Annotated in this window: 24 protein-coding genes; 1 reads left to right on the forward strand and 23 read right to left on the reverse strand. The window is 64.0% G+C overall.

Annotated elements, in window-relative coordinates:
* Positions 1–54 precede the first annotated feature (54 nt).
* From NG696_RS18995 to NG696_RS19060, 14 genes are all read right to left on the reverse strand, one after another.
* On the reverse strand, positions 55–2,604 hold the full coding sequence (locus NG696_RS18995; RefSeq protein ID WP_374211258.1) for a bifunctional lysylphosphatidylglycerol flippase/synthetase MprF: 2,550 nt from the start codon (positions 2,602–2,604) through the stop codon (positions 55–57).
* Entirely contained in the window at positions 2,601–3,908 is a 1,308-nt protein-coding gene (locus NG696_RS19000; RefSeq protein WP_252576382.1) for an alpha/beta hydrolase, read from the reverse strand. Before NG696_RS19000 ends, NG696_RS18995 begins: the two co-directional genes overlap by 4 nt.
* 4 nt (positions 3,909–3,912) lie before the next feature.
* Positions 3,913–4,344 (reverse strand): DUF2550 domain-containing protein, encoded by a 432-nt coding sequence (locus tag NG696_RS19005; RefSeq protein WP_252565149.1) that lies wholly within the window; start codon positions 4,342–4,344, stop codon positions 3,913–3,915.
* A 10-nt stretch (positions 4,345–4,354) separates the two neighbouring features.
* A complete protein-coding gene (locus NG696_RS19010) occupies positions 4,355–4,639 on the reverse strand; it encodes a F0F1 ATP synthase subunit epsilon (RefSeq protein WP_056349400.1) in 285 nt (94 codons plus the stop codon).
* A gap of 1 nt (position 4,640) precedes the next feature.
* Positions 4,641–6,095 carry a F0F1 ATP synthase subunit beta gene (atpD, locus tag NG696_RS19015; RefSeq protein WP_252565147.1) on the reverse strand — a complete coding sequence of 485 codons (1,455 nt, stop codon included), beginning with the start codon at positions 6,093–6,095 and terminating at the stop codon, positions 4,641–4,643.
* Between the two features lie 80 nt (positions 6,096–6,175).
* On the reverse strand, positions 6,176–7,069 hold the full coding sequence (locus NG696_RS19020) for a F0F1 ATP synthase subunit gamma (RefSeq protein ID WP_248759992.1): 894 nt from the start codon (positions 7,067–7,069) through the stop codon (positions 6,176–6,178).
* Positions 7,070–7,143: 74 nt separating this feature from the next.
* Positions 7,144–8,781 carry a F0F1 ATP synthase subunit alpha gene (gene atpA / locus NG696_RS19025; RefSeq protein ID WP_252576601.1) on the reverse strand — a complete coding sequence of 546 codons (1,638 nt, stop codon included), beginning with the start codon at positions 8,779–8,781 and terminating at the stop codon, positions 7,144–7,146.
* Between the two features lie 83 nt (positions 8,782–8,864).
* Entirely contained in the window at positions 8,865–9,692 is an 828-nt protein-coding gene (locus NG696_RS19030; protein ID WP_252565145.1) for a F0F1 ATP synthase subunit delta, read from the reverse strand.
* Positions 9,692–10,249 (reverse strand): F0F1 ATP synthase subunit B, encoded by a 558-nt coding sequence (locus tag NG696_RS19035; protein ID WP_185260923.1) that lies wholly within the window; start codon positions 10,247–10,249, stop codon positions 9,692–9,694. The genes NG696_RS19030 and NG696_RS19035 overlap by 1 nt, the downstream gene beginning before the upstream one ends.
* Positions 10,250–10,305: 56 nt before the next feature.
* Complete coding sequence (gene atpE, locus NG696_RS19040; RefSeq protein ID WP_056349415.1) at positions 10,306–10,521, reverse strand: ATP synthase F0 subunit C; 216 nt, start codon at positions 10,519–10,521, stop codon at positions 10,306–10,308.
* A 79-nt stretch (positions 10,522–10,600) separates the two neighbouring features.
* The gene (gene atpB, locus NG696_RS19045) at positions 10,601–11,401 is read right to left on the reverse strand and encodes a F0F1 ATP synthase subunit A (protein WP_056349417.1); all 801 of its coding nucleotides are present in this window, start codon (positions 11,399–11,401) and stop codon (positions 10,601–10,603) included.
* 81 nt (positions 11,402–11,482) lie between these two features.
* Positions 11,483–11,821, reverse strand: a complete 339-nt coding sequence (locus tag NG696_RS19050; protein WP_252565143.1) for a hypothetical protein — start codon at positions 11,819–11,821, stop codon at positions 11,483–11,485.
* Positions 11,814–12,296 (reverse strand): Cg1360 family ATP-synthase-associated protein, encoded by a 483-nt coding sequence (locus tag NG696_RS19055; RefSeq protein WP_252565141.1) that lies wholly within the window; start codon positions 12,294–12,296, stop codon positions 11,814–11,816. The genes NG696_RS19050 and NG696_RS19055 overlap by 8 nt, the downstream gene beginning before the upstream one ends.
* A 93-nt stretch (positions 12,297–12,389) precedes the next feature.
* Positions 12,390–13,502 (reverse strand): MraY family glycosyltransferase, encoded by a 1,113-nt coding sequence (locus NG696_RS19060; RefSeq protein WP_252565138.1) that lies wholly within the window; start codon positions 13,500–13,502, stop codon positions 12,390–12,392.
* A 293-nt stretch (positions 13,503–13,795) separates the two neighbouring features.
* Between NG696_RS19060 and NG696_RS19065 the strand changes: the two genes are divergently transcribed.
* Positions 13,796–14,692 carry a glycosyltransferase gene (locus NG696_RS19065; protein WP_252565136.1) on the forward strand — a complete coding sequence of 299 codons (897 nt, stop codon included), beginning with the start codon at positions 13,796–13,798 and terminating at the stop codon, positions 14,690–14,692.
* On the opposite strand, the gene NG696_RS19070 is transcribed toward NG696_RS19065, so the two are convergent.
* The 9 genes from NG696_RS19070 to lysA all read right to left on the reverse strand — a co-directional run bounded on the left by NG696_RS19070 (position 14,689) and on the right by lysA (position 25,707).
* The gene (locus tag NG696_RS19070; RefSeq protein WP_252576383.1) at positions 14,689–15,447 is read right to left on the reverse strand and encodes a WecB/TagA/CpsF family glycosyltransferase; all 759 of its coding nucleotides are present in this window, start codon (positions 15,445–15,447) and stop codon (positions 14,689–14,691) included. The genes NG696_RS19065 and NG696_RS19070 overlap by 4 nt on opposite strands.
* Complete coding sequence (locus NG696_RS19075) at positions 15,444–16,232, reverse strand: L-threonylcarbamoyladenylate synthase (RefSeq protein ID WP_252565132.1); 789 nt, start codon at positions 16,230–16,232, stop codon at positions 15,444–15,446. The genes NG696_RS19070 and NG696_RS19075 overlap by 4 nt, the downstream gene beginning before the upstream one ends.
* A 15-nt stretch (positions 16,233–16,247) precedes the next feature.
* Positions 16,248–17,117, reverse strand: coding sequence for a peptide chain release factor N(5)-glutamine methyltransferase (prmC, locus tag NG696_RS19080; protein ID WP_252576384.1), 870 nt, complete (start codon positions 17,115–17,117; stop codon positions 16,248–16,250).
* Between the two features lie 12 nt (positions 17,118–17,129).
* Positions 17,130–18,203, reverse strand: coding sequence for a peptide chain release factor 1 (gene prfA, locus NG696_RS19085; RefSeq protein WP_252565128.1), 1,074 nt, complete (start codon positions 18,201–18,203; stop codon positions 17,130–17,132).
* 107 nt (positions 18,204–18,310) lie between these two features.
* Positions 18,311–20,512, reverse strand: a complete 2,202-nt coding sequence (gene rho, locus NG696_RS19090) for a transcription termination factor Rho (protein ID WP_252565126.1) — start codon at positions 20,510–20,512, stop codon at positions 18,311–18,313.
* 296 nt (positions 20,513–20,808) lie between these two features.
* Entirely contained in the window at positions 20,809–21,783 is a 975-nt protein-coding gene (gene thrB / locus NG696_RS19095; RefSeq protein WP_252565124.1) for a homoserine kinase, read from the reverse strand.
* 2 nt (positions 21,784–21,785) lie between these two features.
* Positions 21,786–22,892, reverse strand: a complete 1,107-nt coding sequence (gene thrC, locus NG696_RS19100) for a threonine synthase (RefSeq protein WP_252565122.1) — start codon at positions 22,890–22,892, stop codon at positions 21,786–21,788.
* Positions 22,893–24,209, reverse strand: coding sequence for a homoserine dehydrogenase (locus NG696_RS19105; protein WP_252565120.1), 1,317 nt, complete (start codon positions 24,207–24,209; stop codon positions 22,893–22,895).
* Positions 24,202–25,707, reverse strand: coding sequence for a diaminopimelate decarboxylase (gene lysA / locus NG696_RS19110; protein WP_252565118.1), 1,506 nt, complete (start codon positions 25,705–25,707; stop codon positions 24,202–24,204). The genes NG696_RS19105 and lysA overlap by 8 nt, the downstream gene beginning before the upstream one ends.

Here is a 25,707-nt window from a genome sequence, read left to right on the forward strand (position 1 = left end):
TGTCTTTGTCCACCGTGACTTTCCAGTCGCAAATCGTTCGTGCCGCTGTGAGGATCAGCTTCCCTGGCCAACCAGGTCCCGGACCAGCCGGGCCCCCTGCCGCAGCGAAAGGCCGGGCAAATAGGCCCGCGTGAGCGCCCGTCCGATCGCCGGCAGCTGCAGAGGATCCTGGTAATACAGGTAAAGTGCCCGGTACTCGGGTTTGAAGCGTGATTTGAAAGCCGCCAGGGACCGGAATCCGTAGACCGGTTCGAGGGCGTGGCCCACCACATCGAGGATGCGGACAAGGTTCTCTGCGGGCACCGGCTCCCCCGGCGTTTCGTCGCCGGGCCGGCTGGCGAGCGGGGACCCGGAGAGCGAGATCACCTCCACGGATTCGCGCAACTCCAGGACCGCCGAAGCAATGAGGAACTCCATCACCCCGGGAAATCCGTCAGCACCCCGGCGCATAACGTCCAGTGTGCGGCTGACCAGCGTCCCGCCGTCGTAAACGGGCAACCAACTGGTCACCCCGTGCACGTGGCCGTCGCCATCCACGGCCAGGCAGCACAGCACTTCGTCGTCCATCAGCTCATCCATGCCGCCGAGCGTGAATCCCATTTCCGGAACTGATTTTCCTGCCGCCCATTCCTCCGACACTTCGCTGAGCCGGGCACGCAGGGCGGACGGAAGCCCGTGGTACGTACCCCAGACGGCCTTGACGCCCATCTTGGCGGCGCGGTTCCGCGCAGTCCTGACGTTCTGCCATTCCTTGCCCGTGAATTCAAGTTGCCGGACGGACAGCCTGGTCTCCTGCGCCACTGACACGCGCTGGAAGCCCCGGTCCTGCAGGAGGGGCCACAGCGTGTCATCGCACGAGTAGAAGGCCGGGATGAGCGCGCGGTTGCCGCAGTAGGAAAGAAACCCTTCGGCGGTCCGCTGACGGGAGTCGGCCGCACCGAAGGGGCCGGCCAACGTCAGGGCGACACTGCCATGCAGCTGGTAGGCGATGGCGCCGCGTCCATCCGGGCTGAACCAGTACCGGTTGGGCTCCCAGAGGGCCATCCACGACAGTGAATCGCCGCCCTCATGCAACAGCTTCCGGGCCGCGGCCCTGTCGTCGTGGCCCGAATCGCTGCCATGGTGCCGGCCCAGGAGCACGGACCAGACGCCCGCCAACGCAACAAGCCAGAAGACCGGTCCGGAATAGCCAAAGATCAGGGACTCGATGCCGTCCCGTTCAGCAAAAACCCGGTGGTAGAGATTCGGCAGTGGAACCGGCAGATACTGCCTGGACAGTTCGGCCAGCAAGCCCAGCAGGCCGCCGTCGCGCGTCATTCCCCCAGCGGCAAACCAGGCCAGGGCGTAGCTCCCGGCCAGGAGGAGCCAGACGCCAACGACCACCGCCAAGAGCCGACGGCGGGCGGCAGGGATCGTCTCGACGCGGAACTGGCGGCGGTTAGCCCAGAGCAGGACCGCCAGCAGCAGTGGGACGATCACCAAAGGCAGGATGTGGGCAAAACCTGAACCCATGGCGGCTGTGTGCGGCCGCGCGGGATAGTGCGGGATCAGCGCGAACAGGGCCAGGTAGACGGCGGCCATCGCCGTGACGGCCAGCTGAAGGGCCAATGTGATGCGCAGTGCCATGCGGCGGCCGCGGCGCATTCCGTCAGCACAGATGAGGAGCAGAACCACCGGCACTACTGCCAGGGCGAGGCCAAAGGGTCCGGCGAAGCCCGTCCGCCCCACCTCCAGGCAGGATGCCTCCACTGTTGCTCCACAGTTTGCTTCGAGCTGACCCAATGTGGGCATGGGGTTCAACACCACGTCCCGGAGCAGCGCAAGCGGGCCGGTGGGCGTCCGGGCAACAGCGGTAAGAATGGGTCCCACCGCAAACACGGCCACCGTGAGGGCGAGCAGGTTCCTGGTTTCCCTGCCGCTTGAGCGGGCCGGATGAAGCTGGCCGTGGTCGCCCTGGTTCCACCAGCTGGCTGCGAGACCCACCGCTGCACCTACCAGGCCGATGACGGTCTCGGCATGCCCCACATACAGGACCAGCAGGAGCGACACCGAGAGCAGCGCCGTCCGCAACCGGCGCCGCCACAGAACAGGGATCCTGCCGCTCGCGGCCAGCGACGCCGCAAGGATAGCGGCGTAGGGACCGATCAGGCTGTTGTCGGCCATCAGCCCCAGCCAGCCGTCTCCCGCATACCTCGCCAACTGGGTCAGGAGCAGGAAGACTGTGACAGCAACAAACTGGCCACCGACGAAAAACGCCGCAGTCTGAAGGGGCCCAAGGTTCCTCTCGGCCAGGCCCAGCAGCAGCAGGATCATCAGGGACGCCACCAGGTAGGCCAGCGGGTTCGTGGCAAAGAACAGTGACGTCACCAGTGCCCACCAGTTGCCGGCCTTCAGACCAGGGGCGCTGACGCCTGCGAGGGATAGAAGCTCTTCCGGCGGTCCGCTGAGGAAGCTGCCGGTTGCCGCCCCGACCAACAGGAAAATGCCGAGGATGCTGAGGGTCAGTGGCACCGACCGCAGGTAGCCCCGCATTCTTCGGCCAACCGGAAACAGGACGGCTGACCAGAGCAGGGCCGGCGCACGGGATTCGCCAGCTTCCCTCATTTCGCCCACCCCCAGTGAGCAGCCAGCAGCTCAAGCCCGTTGTCCATGCCGGGAGTCAGCACATCCCACGAATGGCCGGTGTGAGCCACCACGTCCGAGCCCACGGTGAGACCTGCCCCGCGGGCCGCCGCCTCAAGGGTCCGCAGATTTGCGACGAACTCCGCATCTGTGGCCCCGGCCGCGAAATACGCCACGCTGCCAGGATATTTGCGCTCCTTCAACAGCGTCAGCGGTATCTGGGCATCAAAGGCAGCAGTGTCGCCGTGGAAGGCCGCATCAACCGTTTTCTGGCGTTCCTTGGCCAGCGCAGGCTCGCTCTCGCTGGAAAAGGCGAGAACACCCGTGTACAGCTCCGGGTGGCGGGTGGCCATCTGAACTGCGCAGGTGCCACCAAAACTGAAACCGCCGATGGCCCATTGCCGGTGGTCGGAGTCCACGTCCAACGTTCCGGAGATCCATGCCGGTACGTCCACTGCGAGGTAAGTGTCTGCCTGGGCGATGGCGCTGTCCATGCAGAGATTGTTCGCTGACTGGTTGCCGTTGGGATCAACCACCACAACAACAGGCGCCACTCCCCCATGCCGGGCGGCGAAACTGTCCATGCGTGCCGGGAGCGACCCGCCGGTCAACCAGTCGGCAGGGCCGCCGGGCTGGCCGGGCACCAGAACCAGGACCGGAAGGCTGGGACGGTTCGAAGCAAAGTAGGCCGGTGGCAGGTAGATGTACGAGTCGCGTGCCTGGAGGCCCGAGGACGTTCCTGGAATGGATGCGGTGCGAACAACGCCGTCGGCAGGGATCTCATTGGAGGGTTTCCATCCGTCCAGGGGCGTGGCAGGGCTGTCCGGCTGGCGCATCAGCTCCTGTTCCAGGGCCGGGATGCGGCTCAGCGCCGTTCCTGTCAGGTCCGCAACTGTCCGGTTGAGGCCGAAATACGCGTTGATCTGAACCGCAGCCAGCAACACCACGGCCAGGAGGGCGAGCACATCCAGCGCACGGCGGCGCCACGACGCCGTGGGGAGCCGGAGCAATACCAGCAGGAGGGCGGCCACGGCCGGGAGCACCCAGGCCAGGACGTCGAACGGCAGTTCTTCGGGGAAGGCAGAGGCCCAATAGATAAGGATCCAATGGACCAGGAGCACCACGGCGGCGGCTGCGGCAACAGCCGCGGCAACACTGAGGAACCAGCGGCGGGGGCCAAGGGCGCGCGGAGGCCAGATCAGGGACAGAGCCGCGGCGGCACCAAGGACCCAAGCGGCCCAGTACACCGGTCCGTCGGTCAACCGGATGTCAGCAATCCAGTCCACGTGGCTAGCGCCAGGTACCCACGCCGATGACCGGCCCGGCTTCCAGCCAGGAGGACAGCCCCGTGTACGCATCGAATTTCATGGCCAGCCGCAAATCCTGGCCTTCGTACCGCAGTTCAACAATCACGACGTCGGGCTGGACCTTCACGGCCTCGGCCTCGGTGGGCTTGCGGCGGCCCAGCAGCTCCAGGGAGCTGCGCTTGAACTTATGTTTGGGACGCACATTCAGGGACAGCAGGCGGAACCATTCAAGGTCGTTGTCCTGATAACGACAAACCCCCATCTGCCAGCTGTTTCCAGCAACGCAAATGGAGGCGTCCACTGTGCCAAGGGCGCGCCGCAGATTGAAGCGGCGCACCCCCGAAAGGCACAGTGCGAAAATCAGCAATCCGAAAACGATTGCCAAGGCGATGAACGTAAAAGTCGGAGCGTCCATCAAGGTCGTGCTAGCGGATCCCAGCAGTAGCCGCGTCACCCAGTTGGGCGTTGTCAGCAACAATCACCACGCGGTTGTTGTCGACGGAGAAGAATCCGCCGTCAACAGCCACGGCAATGCGGTTCCCGGAAACCGGCTCGATCGCCAGTTCACCTTCGGCCAGGATCGCCAGCAGGGGCGAGTGGCCGGGCAGGATTCCGATCTCACCATCGCTGGTGCGGGCCTTGACCATCTTGGCCGCTCCGGACCACACGAAGTGATCCGCTGCGACAATCTCAACCTCAAGCTCAGCCATATTACTTGGTCTGTTCCTGGATCTTGGCCCACTGGCGCTCAACATCGTCCAGGCCGCCGACGTTGAAGAACGCCTGCTCTGCAACGTGGTCAAGGTCGCCGTCGCAGATAGCGGTGAAGCCTTCAACCGTGTCCTTGATGGTCACAGTGGAGCCCTCGACGCCGGTGAACTGCTTGGCGGTGTAGGTGTTCTGGGAGAGGAACTGCTGGATACGGCGTGCACGCGACACGACGATCTTGTCCTCTTCCGACAGTTCGTCAACACCAAGGATGGCGATGATGTCCTGGAGTTCCTTGTTCTTCTGCAGGATCTGCTTTACACGGACAGCCGTGTTGTAGTGGTCCTGACCGATGTACTGCGGGTCCAGGATGCGGGACGTCGACGTCAGCGGGTCAACGGCCGGGTACAGACCACGGGAAGCAATTTCACGGGACAGTTCCGTGGTTGCGTCGAGGTGCGCGAAGGTCGTGGCCGGGGCCGGGTCGGTGTAGTCATCTGCGGGAACGTAGATGGCCTGCATCGAGGTGATCGAGTGGCCCTTGGTGGACGTGATGCGCTCCTGGAGGAGACCCATCTCGTCAGCCAGGTTGGGCTGGTAGCCCACGGCCGACGGCATGCGGCCGAGGAGGGTGGAAACCTCGGAGCCTGCCTGGGTGAAGCGGAAGATGTTGTCGATGAAGAGCAGCACGTCCTGGTTCTGCACATCGCGGAAGTACTCCGCCATGGTCAGGGCGGACAGTGCAACACGCAGGCGCGTTCCCGGCGGCTCATCCATCTGGCCGAATACTAGGGCGGTGTCCTTGAGGACGCCTGCCTCTTCCATTTCAACCCAGAGGTCGTTACCTTCACGGGTACGCTCGCCAACACCGGCGAATACCGAGGTACCACCGAAGTTACGGGCCACACGGGTGATCATTTCCTGGATCAGAACCGTCTTGCCCACGCCGGCGCCGCCGAAGAGGCCGATCTTTCCACCCTTGATGTACGGGGTGAGAAGGTCAATGACCTTGATGCCGGTTTCCAGCATCTCGGTGGAGCCTTCGAGCGTTGCGAAGGCCGGGGCCTTGCGGTGGATCGGCCAGTAGTCCGCAGCCTGGATCTCGGACTCGTCAACATCCAGCGGCTTGCCGAGGACGTTGAAGATGTGGCCCTTGACGCCGTCGCCGACGGGCACGGTGATCGGAGAACCGGTGTCCACTACGTTGGTGCCGCGGACGAGTCCGTCGGTAGCCTGCAGGGCAATGGCGCGGATGAGGTTGTCGCCCAAGTGCAGGGCAACCTCGAACGTGATGGTCTTGGTCTCACCGTTGAGGGTAATCTCCGTGGTGAGGGCGTTGTAAATCGAGGGGATTGCGTCAGCCGGGAATTCGACGTCGACAACCGGGCCAATAACACGTGCAATACGGCCGGTCGCACCGGACGTTGCGGCTACGTGTTCGGTAGCAGTGGCAGTCATCTCTCTCACTTCACTCAGTAGATGGCGTGGGGTTTAAGTTTGTTCTTTAGTGCAGGTACAGCTGGACCGGACCGTGCAGGCTAGGACGCGTTCAAGGCGTCAGCACCGGCAACAATTTCGGAAAGCTCCTGCGTAATTTCAGCCTGACGGGCAGTGTTGCGCAGACGCGTGTACTTCTTGATGAGGTCCGTGGCATTGTCACCGGCGGACTTCATCGCCCGCTGGCGGGCTGCGAGCTCGGAAGCTGCTGCCTGCAACATGGCGGCGAAAATGCGTGACTCGATGTAGCGCGGGAGCAGGGCATCAAGAACCTGCTCCGCTTCCGGCTCGAATTCGTAGAGCGGCAGGAGGTCCGACTCGGACGCCGCCTGCTCTTCGACAACCTCAAGCGGAAGAAGACGGATAACCGTCGGCTCCTGCGTCACCATGGACTTGAAGCGGGTGTAAACGACATGGATCTCGTCCACGCCGCCCTCTTCGTAGTCTGCAGCGAAGGCTTCGAGCAATGCCGCGCCGACCTCACGTGCAGTTCCAAACTCCGGCGCGTCAGTGTTGCCGGTCCACACGCGCTCGTAAGAAAGGTTGCGGAAGTCGAAGTACGCCTGAGCCTTTCGGCCCATCACGTACGTCTTGACTTCTTTGCCCTCCTCGTGGAGCAGCTCGGTGAGACCGACCGCCTGCTTAAGCACGGTCGCCGAGTAGGATCCTGCAAGGCCGCGGTCTGCACTGATAACCAGGACAGCTGCCCGGCGGATTTGCGTCGGCTCGGTGACCAGCGGGTGGTCGATTTCGCTCTGGCTTGCGACAGCAGAAACGGCACGCGTAATCGCGTTTGCGTAAGGCAGTGAAGCCGCTACGCGTGCGCGGGCCTTGCCAATGCGCGAGGTAGCGATCAGTTCCATCGCCTTGAAGATCTTGCGCATCGACGTGGTCGAGCTGATCTTCTGGCGGTAGACCCGAATCTGGGCTCCCATACTTTTCCTTTCCTAAGATCCCGGTGGCCGGGACTGCCGGAACCTCGGGGTTCCGACAGTCCCTGCCAGCGAAACTAGCGCTTCTGCTTGACGATCTTTTCCTGGTCTACATCGGCTTCCGAGATAGCTTCGTGCTCCTCGTGGCCAGCGCCTACCAGGCGGTTGTCACCCTCACCGAAGAAGCCCTTTTTGAAGGCCACGATTGCGGTCTTCAGTGCAGCAGCGGTGTCATCGTCCATAACGTTGGTCTGCGCCAGCGTGGTCAGGATGGAAGACTTGTGCTTGAGGTGCTCCAGGAATTCGGTCTCGAAGCGGTTGATGTCCTCAACCGGAACCTCGTCGAGGTGGCCGTTGGTACCGGCCCAGATGGACACAACCTGGTTCTCAATCGGGAACGGTGAGTACTGGCCCTGCTTCAGCAGTTCCATCAGGCGGGCGCCACGGGTCAGCTGCTGGCGCGATGCGGCATCGAGGTCAGATGCGAACATGGCGAAAGCCTGCATGTCGCGGTACTGGGCCAATTCCAGCTTCAAAGTACCGGAGACCTTCTTCATGGACTTGACCTGAGCAGCACCACCCACGCGGGACACAGAGACACCCACGTCGACGGCCGGACGCTGGTTGGCGTTGAAGAGGTCCGACTGCAGGAAGATCTGGCCATCGGTAATGGAGATCACGTTGGTCGGGATGTAGGCAGAGACATCGTTTGCCTTGGTTTCGATGAGCGGCAGGCCGGTCATCGAGCCGGCACCGAGCTCGTCGGAGAGCTTGGCACAACGCTCCAGCAGGCGGGAGTGCAAGTAGAAGACGTCGCCCGGGTAGGCTTCGCGTCCCGGCGGGCGGCGCAGCAGCAGTGAAACTGCACGGTAGGCCTCGGCCTGCTTGGAGAGGTCATCGAACACGATGAGGACGTGCTTGCCGCCGTACATCCAGTGCTGTCCGATGGCCGAACCGGCGTACGGTGCCAGGTATTTGAAGCCTGCGGGGTCAGACGCGGGGGAAGCCACAATGGTGGTGTATTCCAGTGCGCCGTTGTCCTCAAGGGTCTGACGGACAGCCGCAATGGTGGACGCCTTCTGACCGATTGCCACGTAGATGCAACGCACCTGCTTGGTCACATCGCCGGAAGCCCAGTTGGCCTTCTGGTTGATGATGGTGTCGATCGCGATAGCCGACTTGCCGGTCTGGCGGTCACCGATGATCAGCTGGCGCTGGCCGCGGCCGATCGGGATCATGGCGTCGATAGCCTTCAGACCGGTCTGCATCGGCTCGTGGACCGACTTACGCTGGGTCACGCCGGGCGCCTGGAGTTCCAGGGCACGGGTGGTTTCGGCCTTGATCTCGCCGAGGTCGTCGATGGGCTGGCCCAAAGGGTCAACCACGCGGCCGAGGAAGGCGTCGCCTACCGGTACGGACAGAACCTGACCCGTGCGGTGGACTTCCTGGCCCTCTTCGATTCCGGTGAAGTCACCGAGTACGATGACACCGATCTCGCGGACGTCAAGGTTCTGGGCCAGGCCCAGGGTGCCGTCCTCGAAGCGAAGCAGCTCGTTCGCCATGACCGAGGGAAGGCCCTCAACACGGGCGATGCCGTCACCTGCGGTTGTTACACGGCCAACCTCTACGCGCTCAGCGTTTCCGGGTTCGTAGGACGCCGCGAACTCGTTCAACGCAATACGGACGTCGTCGGCGTTGATGGTCAATTCGGCCATCTGCAGTCCCTGCTCTCCTGTTTTCGTGATCATCGTTGCTCACGATGACCGGGGTTTCGTTTCGTTAAGTTGTGCTTGTCCGGCTATCCGGCCAGTTGGCGGTGAAGCTGTCCCAGCCGGGTGATAACCGAAGCGTCGAGCACTTCGTCACCCACCTGGACACGGATTCCGCCGATCAGTTCAGGATCAACGGTGAGGTTGATCTTGAGCTCGCGACCGTACAGGGAATTAAGCCCTGCCTGGAGGCGGGCGAACTGCATCTCCGTCAAGGGACGGGTGACGCTGACCGTTGCAATCCAGCGCTGCTGCCGTTTGGCTGCCAGCTCGGCGAACCGGGCTACGAGCCGCGTCGCCTTGATGCCGCGGGGCTGGGAAACTGCCTGCGCGATGAGGACTTTTGCTTCCTCGCCTGCGCCGGGATGCAGCTTCTGCGCCAACGCGGTCTTCGCTGCAGCACTGGCCTGCGGCTCCGACAGAGCACGTTGTACCTCGTGGTTGGAGGCAACGGCCTGGTTGAAGGAGAACAGATCGTTCTCCAGCTCTTCCAGCCCAGAGATTCCGGAGGCAGAAACGGCCGACTTGTTTTCAGCAACGGCGATAACCACCGTTGCGGCAAGCGTCTCGAGTGCATCGCCGATGTCTCGGGCCGATGCCCAGCGTGAACTGGCCAGTCCGCCCGCGATGTCCGCAGCCTCAGCGGAGACTTTTCCGCCAACAAGCTGCCTGACAAGCGCCGACTTTTCGTCACCGGTGCGGGACGGGTCAGTCAGGGCGCGGCGCAAGCCAGCCGAGCTGTCCACCGTTCCCAGGATTCCGAAGAGTTCCTTAGCCAACTGCAGCGAGGCCAACGGAAGCTTTGCTTCCAGTTGGGTCAGCGCCGTGGTCAGCGATTCGCTCGATACACCTGACATTACTTAGCTGCACCTGCGTTCTGGTTCTCCAGATCTGCCAGAAAGCGGTCAACCACACGGGCTGAACGCTCGTCATCGTTGAGTGCTTCGCCAACGATGCGGCCTGCCAGCGTGGTGGCCAGCGTGCCTACCTCGGAGCGCAGGGACACAACTGCGGCCTGGCGCTCCGATTCGATCTGCACGTGTGCCTGTGCCGTGATGCGGGCAGACTCAGCGGCAGCCTTTTCCTTCAGATCTGCAAGGATCTGGGCGCCTTCAGCACGGGCTTCCTCGCGGATGCGGTTGGCCTCGGCACGGGCATCGGTCAGCTGCTGCTTGTACTCTTCGAGTGCTGCAGAAGCCTCTGCCTGCGCCTTTTCTGCCTTGGCAATGCCACCTTCAATGGCCTCGGCACGCTCTGCAAACGTCTTCTCGAACATCGGGACAACGAACTTGACCACGATGTACATGAGGACAGCAAAGCCGGCGAGAACGACGCCCATTTCCCAGACGTTGGGAACGAGCGGGTTGGTCGCCTCGGCGCCTTCCACGGCGGCTGAGATGATCGTTTGATACATAATTCACCCGTCCTTATCTACTCGGTTCTGGATGTTCGCTTGGTTCTGAAGTCAGACTAGAGAACGAAAGCGAAGACCAGGCCGAGGATGGCGAGGGCTTCAGTCAGCGCGAGGCCGAGGAATGCGATCGGCTGCAGGACGCGCTGGGCTTCCGGCTGACGTGCTACGCCGTTGATGTAAGCAGCGAACACGAGGCCAACACCGATACCACCGCCGATTGCGGACAGTCCGTAGCCGATGAGGTTGAGGGAGCCGTTGATGGTGCCTTCCATTTTTCTTCCTTTCAAGATGCCATCTATGTGGCAGGTTGTTTGGGTTGCTTCATCCCCGTGAGGGGAAGTTTGTGGGTGCCTAGTGGCTGTCCGCGTGCAGGGCGCCTTCGATGTAAATGGCGGTCAGCAGCGTGAAGACGTAGGCCTGCAGGGCCATGATCAGTGCTTCCAGCATGTACATGGCAACTGCGCCGGCGATGACCAGAAGGGAGGTTCCCTTGAGCAGGATGTTCTCCTGCATCACCAGGAACTCAATGCCGGAACCGGCGATCATGACGATCAAGTGTCCTGCCAGCATGGTGGCAAAGAGACGGAGGCTGTGTGTGACCGGCCGGACCAGGAAGTTCGAGATGATCTCGATCGGGATCACAATCGGGAGAATGTAGACCGGGACGCCGGACGGCACGGTGGCCAGCTTGAAATACTTCAGGCCGTTCTTCTTGATGCCGATGGCAATCCAGGTGACGTACACAATGCCCGCGAGGACATAGGCGCCGCCAACGTGCGAGAAGCTTGGGAGCTGGATCACGGGAATGGCGCCGTAGATGTTGTTCACCAGAATGAAGAAGAAAAGGCTGAACAACAGCGGGACATACTTCATGAAATCTTTGCCGCCGATAATGTCTTTTGCAATGCCGTTTCGGACAAAGCCATAAGCCATTTCACCAGCGAACTGGAGCTTGCCGGGAACAAGCTGCTGCTTCCGTGCAGCTAGCAGAAAGAATGTGGCGATAATGACGACCGACAGGATTACCAGCAGCATCTGCTTGGAGAATCCGTCAGCCACCCCCCACGGCAGGATTGCCGGCAGGTGCATTTCTTCAATTCCAGGAGGATTGAACTCTCCTGAATCTTGGGCCGGGAGCGCAAGCGCGATCAACGCGTTTCCTCTCTGCAGTGTCCATCATTGGGCGTTGGTCGAGGACCCGCGGAATTGTGCTCCGCAGCTCCCCCTGTGAAATTATTTGGCATTTGTGTTTCCGTCCGCGGACGGGCCGCTGTCTGCGCCGCTCTTACCTGCCGTGGTTCTGGAACTGGTAAGGCCATGCATGTGGGAAAGATAGAAACCTCCGAGAGCTCCAAGCAGAGCGCCTGCGAGCACGATCCAGCGGGTTCCCCACAGATAATCCAGACCCCACCCTATCAAACTCCAGACGATGATTCCGCCAATAATGTAGCTAAAGACGGCCATTCCGGCGTTGTATCCGCCGTCGTTGTTTTCGGCCGACACCCCCGGCGTGGGCGCAGCGTACCTGGGCACGGAGGAACCGTTTTTCGCTGTTCGTTTCCGATCAGGCATCGTTCGGCTCCTTGGTCTCGGGGTCGTTGTAAATCTGCAGGCGCGCCTTGCTGAAGCCATAGATTTCGGCAGCCTGCCAGAAGACAACAGTGGCAACGGCACCAATCAGGAACCATCGGTCGTGAAGCCAGGCAGGTGCTCCGATCACAAACAGGACAACCGCGAAACCCACGACCTTGACAAAGTAGGTGGCCGCGAACATTCCGATGGCACCGGAGGGGTTGTTGCGCCCCACGAAATGGCCCACGAGAAGACTGATGGCGAAGAAGAGCATCACCAGGAGGCCGCCCAAAGTACTGGATAGAACGCCGGTGGGGCCGTTCAGGATCACAGCCGGGATGCCCGCCAGAATCAGTGCGCCTGCACCGGCAGCTGAACTGAGTGCGAGGAGGCGAAGCCACAGCGAGCGCGTGGGACCGGAAACACCAACGGGTCCGCTGCCGGACGAACGTCCGGGTTCGGCGTTGGAGGTCATAAGATCCCAATCGTCGGCGCCCTGGGGCTGGGTGGAGGGGCAGCTTGGGCTGCCCCTAAATTCTACACGAGATAGAAATAAATCCGAACGCCGTTACGCCGGCGACTGGTCACTGTGGCGGCGCAGGTATGGCCAGGCCGTAATCAGGCCCATGACCAGCGTGGCGAAGATGTCGGCGGCCAATACAACTTGCCAAGGGAAGACTGCAAAGGCCAATCCCCCGAAGGACAGGACGGCGGTCCAGAGGTACATCAGGATGACGGCCGTCCGGTGCGAGTAACCGATATCCAGCAGCTTGTGGTGGAGGTGGCCGCGGTCTGCGGACCATGGCGAACGTCCCCGCGCTGTCCGGCGGACGACGGCGAGGCCCAGGTCAAGCAGTGGCAGGAACAGCACGGCGAAGGGCAGCAGAATCGGTATGACTGTGGAGATACCGTTGGCGCGGTCGTACAGCCCTGACGTGATCTGGCCCGTGGAGACGATGCCAGCGGCCGCCATCAGCAGGCCGATCAGCATGGCACCGGAATCGCCCATAAAGATCTTGGACGGGAACCAGTTGTGCGGCAGGAAACCGATGCAACTGCCAACGACGACGGCGGTGAGGAGGGTGGCCAGGTCCGAGTAGTCCAACAGGACGGCGTTCCGGTGCACCCAATACGCCGTGAAGAAGAAGGCAGTTCCGCCGATGATGGCCACGCCGGCGGCCAGTCCGTCGAGGCCGTCAATGAAGTTGAAGGCGTTCATGGTGGTGACGATGAGCCCGGCCGTCAGCACGACGCGGAGCAGTTCGTTCTCCAGGTAGATCGGCTCCGGAACCCACGGGACAATGGTCATCCGGACGCCCCAGATGGCCACCACCAGGGCTGCGGCGCTCTGGCCGATGAGCTTCACCCACCAACGGATGTCCAGGAGGTCATCCGCGATCCCCACGAGCACGATCAGTGCCGCGCCCGCCAGGACGCCCCATGGCGAGAAGTTGTTCCGGTAGATGTCCTTGACGAAGAAGGACTGGCTGGCCACGAGGAGGGCCACCAGCACGCCGAGGAAGATGGCCACCCCGCCCAGCCGGGACACCGGCGTCGTATGCATGTCACGGCTGCGGATGGGGGCGTGGAGTTCAAGCCGGTGCCCGATGACGCGGGCACCCCAGGTGGCTCCGTAGGACACGACGGCAGCCGTCAGCCCCATAAGCAGGTACATAATCATGCGATAGCGGCCGTTTCGTCGGTGTGCGGCGCAACCCTGCGGGTGCGCACAGGCATGGACAGCGGCCCGAACAGGTGGTCCTCGATCGACGGGCTCACTGGCGGGGAATCTGACTTTCGATAAATGAAACTTCTCCGTCGCCGGGCGCGCAGCAGGCAGTGCTTGGTGCCTTACAGGGCTGTATTACAGTGGACTCTAGTCAAGATACTAGCGCCAACGGCTCCATGGCTTCGCGCCACACTGGCGCATTGCGAGCGGGGAATCCCCTGAAGGCCATGCTGAAAGGAATCCCCATGACCGTCCGGGTTGCAGTTGCCGCCGTGACATTTAACCGTCATAAAGAGCTGTCCGTCCTGCTGGACGCCATTAATACGCAGTCCGCGGCAGTGGACACCATCTGCCTTGTGGACAGCGGCACGGACCCCGCACGCGATGTTGCCGCGCGGCACACAAATGTTGATTACGTCCGTTCCGAAGCGAACCTCGGCGGGGCAGGCGGCTTTGCCCTCGCCGCGCTGAAGGCGGTGGCCAGCGGTGCCAAATGGGTCTGGATGATGGACGACGACGCCGAGCCGACAGATCCCGAATGCCTCGCCACGCTGCTGCGTGAGGCTGAGGCCCGCGACCTTGAAGCCGTGGTCCCGCTGGTGGTTGCCCCGGGCCATCCCGACCGGCTGTCCTTCTTCTTCCGGCTGGACGGGAAAGTCACCCACGACCGGGCCGAACTGGAAAAAGTAGGTTTCCTACCCAACGACGGACACTTCTTTAACGGTGCCCTGATCAGGTCCGACGTGTTTTTCAAGGTGGGCCTGCCGGACATGCGCCTCTTTATCCGCGGCGACGAGGTGGACTTCACCATCCGCCTCCGCAAGGCGGGCATCCGGTTCGGCACGGTGACCACCACCGCCATCACCCACCCGCATGCGTTTTCCGAGACGCAGCACGTCTTTGGCGCACGCTGGCATGTGATCGTGCCGGATTCGGCGTTCAAACGTTACTACTACTACCGCAACCGCGGGTACCTGATCCGGCGCTATTTCCGGGTTAAGTCGCTGGTGGCCGACGTCGGCGGCTACCTTGGGTATTTTGCGCAGCGCCGTGACCTGAAGGGACTGCTCGCCTGGGCAAGTTCCTTCTCGAAGGGACTGCGGGGCAAGGGCTTCGCGCCGCTGGAGGACCAGAAGTTCTAGGACACGCGCCGCAGCCGGCGGCGGGCCAGCAGCCACAGCAGCACCCACGGCTCGCCAAACACACGGTACGCCACGCGGCGGGGATGCAGCAGCAGGCGCCATGCCCATTCCAGCCCGAGCCTCCCGAGCCATCGAGGTGCAAGTTTCTGGATTCCGGCCAGCTGGTCGATCGCGCCGCCCACAGTGCAGTAGATGGCCGGCGGGAGCGTGCCGAGCCGGCGCTGCAGCACTGATTCTTGCAGCGGCATGCCCAACCCGAGCAGGACGAGCTGGGGTTGCTGCTCCCCGAGCCAGCGCACAGCGGCCATTTCGACGTCGTCGTTCCAGCCTTCGCCGGGCAGGCCCGCTACCGTGGCACCGGGAACAAGGCTCCGGAGCTTTTCGACAGCCAAGGCGTTCGCCTCAGCGCCGGCGCCAACCACCGCCATCCGCTTCAGGCCGGCAACCCTGCCGAGGGACGGCAACCAGTCCGTGGAACCCAGCCGGTACTCCATGACCGGCCCCACGGCATTCCCCGTCCGGCTCCACAGCCAGAGCACCGGCGCCCCATCGAGGAGCACCACGTCGCTCTCCTCATAGACGGAACGAAAGTTGGCGTCGGAATGTGTCAGCGTGACACTGTGCAGGTTATGTCCGACGACGGTCCGCTTGGTCCCGTCGGCGACGAACCCCGCCAGCACCTCAAGCAGGTCGTCCACCTTGAGCGGCGTGGCGTCCACGCCCAGGACGGGGATGTGCTGGCGTGCCAGGCTCACCCGTCAGTCTCCCGAACCGGCGCCGCCGGCTCGTCGGCAGCTTTTTCACCGGCCGGCTCTTCAGCGGCTGATTCAGCCGGCATAGCGACTGGTTCAGATTCTTCCTCGGGCTCAGCCATCGGGATCTCGCCCAGGCCCAAGACGCCCGGAACGTGTTCCCGGAGCTGCTCCAGGGACACGGCACCGGTGCGCACGACGCGCAGGAGCGTCCCGGTGGCATCCACGATCGTGGAGGGCACGGCGTCGGTTCCTTCCACCGGCCGGAAACCGCCTTCGAGGTAGACCTCCACGGACTCCGCGAGCTGGGCACGAGCCTCAGCGGCGGTCTGTGCCGGCGGCTGGCCGGTCCGGTTGGCGGAGGACACGGCCAGCGGACCGGTCAGCGTCAGGAGTTCCTGGGCCACCTCGTCGGCGGGCATACGCAGGGCCACCGTTCCCTGGGTCTCGCCCAGGTCCCAGTCCAGTGACGGCTGGGCGTGCAGGATCAGGGTCAGTCCCCCCGGCCAGAACGCCTCGGCGAGCTTGCGGGCATCAGCGGAAACATCTGTGGCCAGGCCGTCCAGCGCGTTGATCCGGGGAATCAGTACCGGCGGCGGCATGCTGCGGCTGCGCCCTTTGGAGGCCAACAGCATGGTGACGGCCTGCGGCGAAAATGCGTCGGCGGCAATTCCGTAGACCGTGTCCGTGGGGAACACCACGCACTTCTTTTCGCTGATGGCACGCTGGGCATGCTCCAGGCCAAGGGCGCGCTGATCCTCGGACGTGCAGTTGTAGGTTGTGGTCACTGGCCTATTCTTTCATCACTCGTGGTGCGGACCGGCAAGGACGGCGCTCGTGGCGCGTTCCTTGCCGTTGAGGTCCAGATGCGTGGTGATCTCCCGCCAGGCACCCGTCCGCTGCATCATGCCGGCGATCCAGCCGGCCTGGACCTCCGCGTGTTCCATCACGAAGTAGCCGCCGGGAACCAGCAGCCGGGCAGCCGAGGCGGCCGCCGCCGTCGGAAGTTCCATGCCGTCCGCTCCCCCGCCGTACAGGGCTTCGGGAGGGTCGTGCAGGGCAACTTCGGGTTCATTCGGGACGGCTTCGGCGGGAATGTATGGCGGGTTGGAGATTACGACGTCGAAGGTTTCGTTAAGTTCCGGCAGCGCGTCGCGGAGGTCCCCCAGCACCAGATTAACGCCCAGGGGCGCCAGGTTTCTGGCCGCCCACGCGTGCGCGAACGGACTGTATTCCACGGCGTGGACTTCGGCGCCGGGCACCTCATGGGCGATGGAGCCGGCGATCGCGCCGGACCCCGTTCCCAGGTCCACAATCCGCGGGTGCGCCATCCCCTTGACGTGGTCGATGACCAGCTGCACAACGGACTCTGTTTCCGGCCGGGGGATAAAGACCCCAGGCCCAACCGCAAGCTCCAGGTACCTGAAATGCGCCACACCGGTGATGTGCTGCAGCGGGATCCGTTGGGCCCGTTCAGCGACAAGTTCGGCATAGCCAACAGGTGCTGGAGTGTCCCCCAGCATCATCGCCCGGAGCCTGCCGAGCCCCACACCGAGCAGGTGGTCCGCCAGGAGTTCCGCGTCGACGCGGGGGCTGGGGACCCCAGCGTCCCGGAGGATCACCGTGGCCTCGCTGACGGCAGCCGCGAGGGACTGCTCCGACCCGAGTGTCATGGAGGCCGGCGGCTAGTCGCCGATGGCGTCCAGGCGTGCCTGTTCGTCCATCTCGATGGCGGACTGGATGACCGGTTCCAGGTCACCGTTCATGACCTGGTCCAGGTTGTACGCCTTGTAGCCGGTGCGGTGGTCCGCGATCCGGTTTTCCGGGTAGTTGTACGTGCGGATGCGCTCCGAACGGTCCATGGTGCGGATCTGGGATTTACGCTGGGCCGAGTTCTCCGCGTCGATGATTTCCTGCTGGTGCGCCAGGATGCGGGCGCGGAGCACACGCATGCCTGCTTCGCGGTTCTGCAGCTGGGATTTCTCGTTCTGCATGGCCACCACGATGCCGGTGGGAAGGTGCGTGATACGGACAGCGGAGTCCGTGGTGTTCACAGACTGGCCACCGGGACCCGAGGAGCGGTAGACGTCGATCTTGAGGTCGTTCTGGTTGATGTCCAGCTCTTCGGGCTCGTCAACTTCGGGGAGGACCAGGACACCGGCGGCAGAGGTGTGGATGCGGCCCTGGGATTCGGTGACGGGCACACGCTGCACGCGGTGGACGCCGCCTTCGAACTTGAGCCGCGCGTAGACACCTTCGGCAGGATCGTTCGAGTTGCCCTTGACGGCCATCTGGACGTCCTTGTAGCCACCGAGATCGGATTCGTTGGCCGAGATTAGTTCGGTCTTCCAGCCGCGGGATTCCGCGTACCGGGTGTACATCCGCAGGAGGTCACCGGCGAAGAGTGCGGCTTCGTCGCCGCCTTCACCGCCCTTGACCTCGAGGATCACGTTGCGGGCGTCGTCGGGATCCCGCGGAATGAGGAGCCTGCGCAGCTTCGCAGAAGCCTGCTCCAGCGCGGCCTCCAGCACGGGAACCTCGGCAGCAAACTCAGGGTCCTCCGAGGCCATTTCCTTCGCAGCGGCGAGGTCGTCCTCCAGGGCATGCCACTTGTTGTATGCCTCCACGATGCCATTGAGCTGCGCAGAACGCCGCCCCAGCTTCCGGGCCAGCCGCTGGTCAGCATAAACAGCAGGATCGCCAAGCTGCGCCTGGATAGCATCATGCTCGTCAAGCAGGCCCTGTACGGACTCAAACATTTCAAAACCTCTTTCGACTCTTACAAGTCTAGTTTCACGGGACTTAACGACGAACCGCCCAAAACATGCCGGCCATCAGGCCGGCATGTTTTGAGCGGTGAGCGCAGCTACTTGTCGTTATCCGACTTCGCGCCAAGCGTTGTCTTCTGGACCTGCATGAGGAACTCGACGTTGCTCTGGGTCTCCCGGATCTTGTTGGTCAGCAGCTCAAGGCTCTGCTGCGTTTCGAGTCCGGAAAGGACGCGGCGCAGCTTCCACATGATCTTGACTTCCTCGGGGGAAAGCAGGTTCTCTTCGCGGCGGGTACCGGACGCGTTGACGTCCACGGCCGGGAAGATGCGCTTGTCCGCCAGCTGGCGGGACAGGCGGAGCTCCATGTTGCCGGTGCCCTTGAACTCTTCGAAGATGACCTCGTCCATCTTGGAACCGGTCTCCACGAGCGCGGTTGCCAGGATGGTCAGCGAGCCACCGTTTTCGATGTTGCGGGCTGCACCGAAGAAGCGCTTCGGCGGGTACAGCGCGGCAGAGTCGACACCACCGGACAGGATACGGCCGGAGGCCGGTGCTGCCAGGTTGTAGGCGCGGCCCAGGCGGGTCATGGAGTCCAGGAGGACCACCACGTCCATGCCCATTTCCACGAGGCGCTTGGCGCGTTCGATGGAGAGCTCGGCCACGGTGGTGTGGTCATCCGCGGGACGGTCGAAGGTGGAGGCAATGACCTCACCCTTGACCGTGCGCTGCATGTCCGTCACTTCTTCGGGGCGTTCGTCAACAAGCACCATCATGAGGTGGACCTCAGGATTGTTGGTGGTGATGGCGTTGGCGATGGACTGCAGGATGAGCGTCTTGCCGGCCTTCGGCGGGGAGACGATCAGGCCGCGCTGGCCCTTGCCGATCGGGGCAACCAGGTCGATGACGCGGGGGCCGATCTTCTTGGGATCCGTCTCAAGGCGCAGGCGCTCGGACGGGTACAGCGGAACCAGCTTGGCGAATTCGACGCGGTCCTTGAGCTCTTCCGGCGTCTTTCCGTTGACGGAGGTGACGCGGACCAGGGCGTTGAACTTCTGGCGGGCAGTCTGCTGGCTGCGGTCTTCGCCTTCACGCGGTGCACGGATGGCACCGACGCAGGCGTCGCCCTTGCGCAGGTTGTACTTCTTGACCTGGGCCAGGGAGACGTAAACGTCGTTCGGGCCCGGCAGGTAACCGGAGGTGCGGATGAACGCGTAGTTCTCCAGCACGTCCAGGATGCCGGCGACGGGCAGCAGGACGTCATCCTCGGTGACCTCGACGTCGTCGACGTCCGGTCCCTGGGTGCGTCCCCGACGGCGGTCATTGCGGTCGCGGAAACGGTCGTTACGCGAGTTGTCCCGGCTGTCCTGGCCGCCACCGGAGCGGTCGCTCCGGTCATTGCGGTCGTTCCGGTCGCGGCGGTTGCGGCGGTTCCGGCGGCTGCCGCCGTCGGAATCGTCGTTGTCGCGGCTGTCATCGCGACGGGCACCGTCACGCTGGCCGGCGTCACGGCTGCCCGCGTTGTCGCGGCCACCTTCGGTGGTCTCCCGGGCAGTGGTGTCACGAGCCGTGGTTTCACGAGCCGTGGTTTCACGGGCTGCGGTGTCACGGGCGCCACGGCTGCGGCCACTCTCACGGCGGTCAGCACGCTGGCCGTCGCCGGATTCTGCGCCCTGGGAATCAGCACGCTGGGTTTCGGTGCGGTCAGCCTGGCGCTGTTCAGCCGCGGGCTGCTCGGCCGGAGCCTCAGCGGCTTCTGCCTGCGTTGACGTGGCGGCCGCATCGCCGCGGCGGCGGTTGCGGGTACGCGGCTGGCGGCGTTCGCCTTCAACGGCGGCCTCAACAGGCGCCGTCGCCGGAGCCTCAACGGGTGCGGCGGCCGGAGCTTCGGCGGCTGCTGCCGCGGCAGGTGCCGCAACTACTCCGTCGCTGACAGCGCGGCGGCTGCGTCCACGGCCACGGGCACGGGTCCCCTCAGCGGCCGGGGCCTCCGAGGTTTCGCTTGCGGCGGCCACCGGTGCGGCAGCTGCAGGGGCTACGTGGTTTTCGGTCGCCTTCTCGGCAGCCTTGGCCGGGGCCTTGCTGGCTGACGTGCCAGCGCGATGGGCGGAAATGGCGGTCACCAGATCCCCCTTACGCATGCGCGATCCACCGGAAATCCCCAGCTGGCTGGCAAGTGCCTGCAGCTGGGCGAGCTTGAGGCCGGCGAGGCCACTGCTCTTGGCGGGTGCGGCCGTTGACGATCCGGCAGCAGAAGTTGATGGTTCCACAGCTGAAGACAGCTCAGTGGTTTCGGTCACGAAGGATCCTTCCCCCTCGACGGCGTCCAGACTGGGAGCTGGACGCGATGATTTGATCTGGGCTGCAGTTCAGATCTGCAGCCGCATTTTCGGTCTTGCCGGTTGGATTTCGGCCAGCAGGGCCGGATACTGATTCACCTCACGCACCGATTAATGGCGGGGCGCTGGGCTGACGGTTCAGGGGCAGACAATTTAGCTGCAGATTCCTGCGACAGACCAAGCAGGTGGCACCGGAAAATATTGCGCAGTAGGAGATCACTGACAACTGAATGCAGCTGCCGATCAGATAGGCGGAATTACCGCCGGTGCAAGTCCACCTTAGCACCTTCGACGTCCACTGCCAGCTTCAGCACGCGCCAGCCGATGCCCGGCGTGTTCGACTCTGTAAAGGACGCAATAAACCCAAGGACCTCGGCGGCTTCGGCTTCGCCGTCGGCGAGAACCAGGACCGTAGGTCCGGCACCCGAAACCACGGCCGCGTGGCCCGCGTTGCGCAGTGCCGTGATGAGGGACGCGCTGGGCCGCATCGCCTCGGCCCGGTAGCTCTGGTGCAGGTAATCCTCCGTGCCTGCGTGCAGGAACTCGGGCTTCTGCGTCAGCGCATGGATCAGCAGCGCCGCCCGGCCGGAGTTCATGGCCGCCGCATGATGGCCCACAGACGCCGGCAGCAGAGCTCGCGCTGCCTCGGTGGACAATTCGAAATCGGGGACGGCCACGATGGGAATCACGGAACCGGCCACGGTAGCGCACGTGCTGCTGTACTGGTCACTGTCCTGCCATGACAGCGCCAGTCCGCCGAAAATCGCGGGCGCGACGTTGTCCGGATGGCCTTCCATCTCGCTGGTCAACTGCAGGATCCAATCCCGCCCGCGACGCGCCGCTTCGGGCACCATCGCATTGGCGGCCGAGACGGCCGCCACCACTGCCGACGCCGATGATCCCAGGCCCCGGCCATGGGGGTTGACGTTCGTCGCCGTGATCCTGAGGCCGCCGTGCCGGTATCCGAGCCGGGAAAAGGCAGCCTCCATCGCCCTGACCACCAGGTGACTGGCGTCCTGCGGCAGCGTGTCCGCCCCCTCGCCGCTGAGCTCGAAGACGAGCTCAGCGGATTCGAGGCTTTCCACCGTCAGGGTGTCGTGCAGTGCAAGGGCGAGGCCCAGGCTGTCGTAACCCGGTCCAAGGTTGGCACTGGTGGCCGGTACCCTGACGGTGACGCGCTGACCTGCCTCGATGACGGGCAGGTCAACGGCGGTGGGCGAGGTGGTTTCCAAGGCTACTTTTCTTCCAGTCCCAGTTCAGCAGCGACTGTCACGACGTCGTTCGAGACCTTGACCGGCTGCACTTCACTGCCGTCCTCGGTCCGGAGGGCCCACTGGGGGTCCTTGAGACCGTGGCCGGTCACGGTGATGACGATGGTCTTGCCGGTCGGAACTTCACCGGCGGCGTGCTTCTTGAGCAGGCCGGCCACACCGGCGGCGGAGCCGGGCTCCACAAAAACGCCTTCGCGGGCGGACAGCCAGCGGTGAGCATCCAGGATCTGTTCGTCAGTCACGGAGTCGATGAATCCGCCGGACTCGTCACGTGCCGCGATGGCACCGTCCCAGGACGCCGGGTTGCCGATCCGGATGGCAGTGGCGATGGTGTCCGGCTCCGTGATGGGGTGCCCCGCCACGAACGGTGCCGCGCCTGCGGCCTGGAAGCCCCACATCTGCGGGGTCTTGGTGGACACGGCGGGCAAGGTTCCGGCCGTGTCGGATTCGAACGGCGCCGAGTACTCCTTGTAGCCCTTCCAGTACGCCGTGATGTTGCCGGCGTTGCCTACGGGCAGGACGTGGATGTCCGGAGCATCGCCGAGCGAATCAACAATCTCAAACGCGCCCGTCTTCTGGCCCTGGATGCGGGCCGGGTTCACGGAGTTGACCAGGAACACCGGATAGGACTCCCCCAGCTTCCGTGCAATGTCCAGGCAGTTATCGAAGTTGCCGTCCACCTGGAGCAGCGTGGCGCCGTGCGCGATGGCCTGGCTCAGCTTGCCCATGGAGATCTTGCCTTCGGGGACCAGCACGGCGCATTTCAGTCCCGCTGCCGTGGCGTAGGCCGCGGCGGAAGCTGAAGTGTTGCCAGTGGACGCGCACACCACAGCCTTGGCGCCGGATGCAACGGCGGCCGTCATGGCCATGGTCATGCCGCGGTCCTTGAACGAACCGGTGGGGTTCATCCCCTCGACCTTCAGGTACACCGTGGAGCCGGTGAGCTCGGAGAGTTTCTGCGCGTGGACCAGCGGGGTGCCGCCTTCTCCCAGCGTGATGACCCTTGTGGATTCCGTTACGGGCAGACGGTCAGCGTATTCGCGGATAACGCCGCGCCATTGGTGAGCCACTTAGACTCCTTCTACCCGCAGAACGGATGTTACTGAATTGATGACGTCCAGGCCCTTGACGGCCTCGACGGTGGCTGCGAGGGCAGCCTCTGATGCGCGGTGGGTAACGATCCGCAGTTCGGCCGACTCCACGTTGGACTCTGCGTCCCGGTGGATGGTCTGCCGCATGATTTCGATGGAGACGCCATGCTCCGCAAAAAGCTGGGCGATCCGGGCCAGCACGCCGGGCTGGTCAGCCACATCCAGGCCGATGTAGTAGCTGGTCATGACCGCGTCGATGGGCAGCGCCGGGACGTGGCCCGTGGTGGTCTCCGTGCGTCCGGGGCCACCCAGCACAATGCGGCGGGCGGCCGAAACGAGGTCACCCAGCACGGCGGACGCCGTCGGAGTTCCGCCGGCACCCTGGCCATAGAACATCAGCTCGCCGGCGTTTTCCGCCTCAATGAAAACCGCGTTGAACGCGCCACGAACGGCGGCCAGCGGGTGCTCGCGCGGCAGCAGCGTGGGGTGCACGCGCACGGAAACGCCTTCGCCGCCGTCGGCATCCGTGAGCTTTTCAGCGATGGCCAGCAGTTTGATGACAAATCCGGCGTCCTTGGCTGCGGCGATGTCCGCCGCGCTGACGGACGTGATGCCTTCACAGTGGACGTTCTCCAGGGCGAAGCGGGTGTGGAACGACAGCGACGCGAGAATGGCGGCCTTGGAGGCGGCGTCGTGGCCTTCGACGTCGGCGGTGGGGTCCGCTTCCGCGTAACCGAGCCGCTGGGCCTCTGCGAGGGCGTCCGCAAACTGGGCGCCGGTGGAGTCCATCTGGTCCAGGATGAAGTTGGTGGTGCCGTTGACGATACCCAGCACGCGGGTGATGCGGTCTCCGGCCAGGCTGTCCCGGATGGGGCGCAGGATGGGGATGGCACCGGCTACGGCGGCTTCGTAGGACAGCTGCACGCCGGCCTTGTCGGCCTCTTCGTAGAGGGTGGGGCCGTCCTGGGCGAGCAGGGCCTTGTTGCCGGTGACAACACAGGCGCCGTTGCGGAGCGCGGAGAGGATCAGCGTGCGGGCAGGCTCGATCCCGCCCATGAGCTCGATCACCAGGTCGGCGTCCTTGACCAGGGTGTCGGCGTCGGTGGTGAAGAGGTCCTGCGGCAGGTCCACATCCCGCTTGGCATTGACGTTGCGCACCGCGATGCCGCTGAGCTGCAGGCGGGCCCCGGTACGGGCGGCAAGGGCGTCGGCGTCCTCAATGAGAATCCGCGCAACCTGGGCCCCAACGTTGCCACAGCCCAGCAGGGCTACTTTCAGGGTTCGCAATTCAGTCATTCGGCACTCCCATGTCGCGGTTAAGCAGATCTTCTTCGGTTTCCCCGCGGACAATCAGCCGGGCAGATCCGCCGCGCACCGCGACAACGCCCGGCCGGGCCAGATAGTTGTAGTTGCTTGACAGGGCCCAGCAGTAGGCGCCGGTCCCCGGTACAGCAAGCAGATCACCGGCTGCCACGTCCTCGGGCAGATATACATCTCTAACAACTATGTCGCCGCTCTCGCAATGTTTGCCCACCACGCGGGACAGCTGCGGGGACGCGGCGGACGTGCGGGAGGCCAGAATCGCCGAATAATCCGCGTCGTAGAGCACCGGGCGGGCGTTATCGCTCATGCCGCCGTCCACTGACACATAGCGGCGCGGATGCGTAACGTTCTCCTGGCCCGCTTCGCCGGCCGGAGCGTCCACCCGCACGGTTTTCAGGGTGCCCACCTCGTACAGCGTGAACGTGGTGCTGCCCACGATCGCGCGTCCGGGTTCGATCGAAATCCGGGGAGCGGTGATGCCCAGCTCAGCACACGTGGAACGCACGACGGCGGCCATCGCCTGCGCGACGTCAGCTGCGGGGCGCGGGGTGTCCACCGGGGTATAGGCAATGCCGTAGCCGCCGCCGAGGTCCAGCTCGGGCATCACGATGGAGTACTTTTCCTGCATGGCAGCGTGGAAGCGCAGGAGCTTCTGCGCGGCGAGTTCAAAGCCGTCCGGCTCGAAGATCTGCGAGCCGATGTGGCAGTGCAGGCCCAGCAGGTCGATGCCGGCGTAGCCCGTGGCCGCAGCCACAGCTTCCTCCGCTGCTGACAGTCCGGCCTGCTCGGTGGAATCCCCGGCCATGGAGAGGCCGAACTTCTGGTCCTCGTGGGCGGTGGCGATGAACTCGTGGGTGTGCGCGTGGACGCCGGGAGTCAGGCGCAGCATAACGTTGGCAATTTCGCCGCGGTCCGAGGCGATTTTGGCAACGCGGTCCAGTTCGTCGAGGCTGTCCACCACGATGCGTCCCAGCTTCATATCCAGCGCGCGGTTGATCTCGGCGTCGGATTTGTTGTTGCCGTGCAGGCCCAGGTTTTCGCCCTTGATGCCGGCCCGGGCCGCCACCGCGAGCTCGCCGCCGGAACAGGTGTCCAGCCGGAGTCCTTCGTCTGCCACCCAGGCGGCTACGGCGGTGCACAGGAAGGACTTGCCCGCGTAGTAGACGTCCACTCCCCCGCAGATGTCGGCAAACGCGGCATCAAAGGCGTCCTTGAAGGAACGTGCGCGGGCCCGGAAGTCTGTCTCGCTCATCACAAAGAGCGGCGTGCCGAACTGCGCCTTGAGCTCGCTGACGGCGATGCCATCGATGGCGAGCTCACCGGCGTCGTTCTTCCGCACATCCTGCGCCCACATGAGCTCGTGGAGCGCATTCAGGTCCGCGGGAACGGCGAGCCACTCGGGAGCCAGCGGGGATCCGCTGTTGGTGTCCTGTGCTGACACCTTCTGCGTCGAAGTTTCCTGTGCCGACAT

The sequence above is a fragment of the Pseudarthrobacter cellobiosi genome, from assembly GCF_023913755.1.
Classification (GTDB): domain Bacteria; phylum Actinomycetota; class Actinomycetes; order Actinomycetales; family Micrococcaceae; genus Arthrobacter; species Arthrobacter cellobiosi.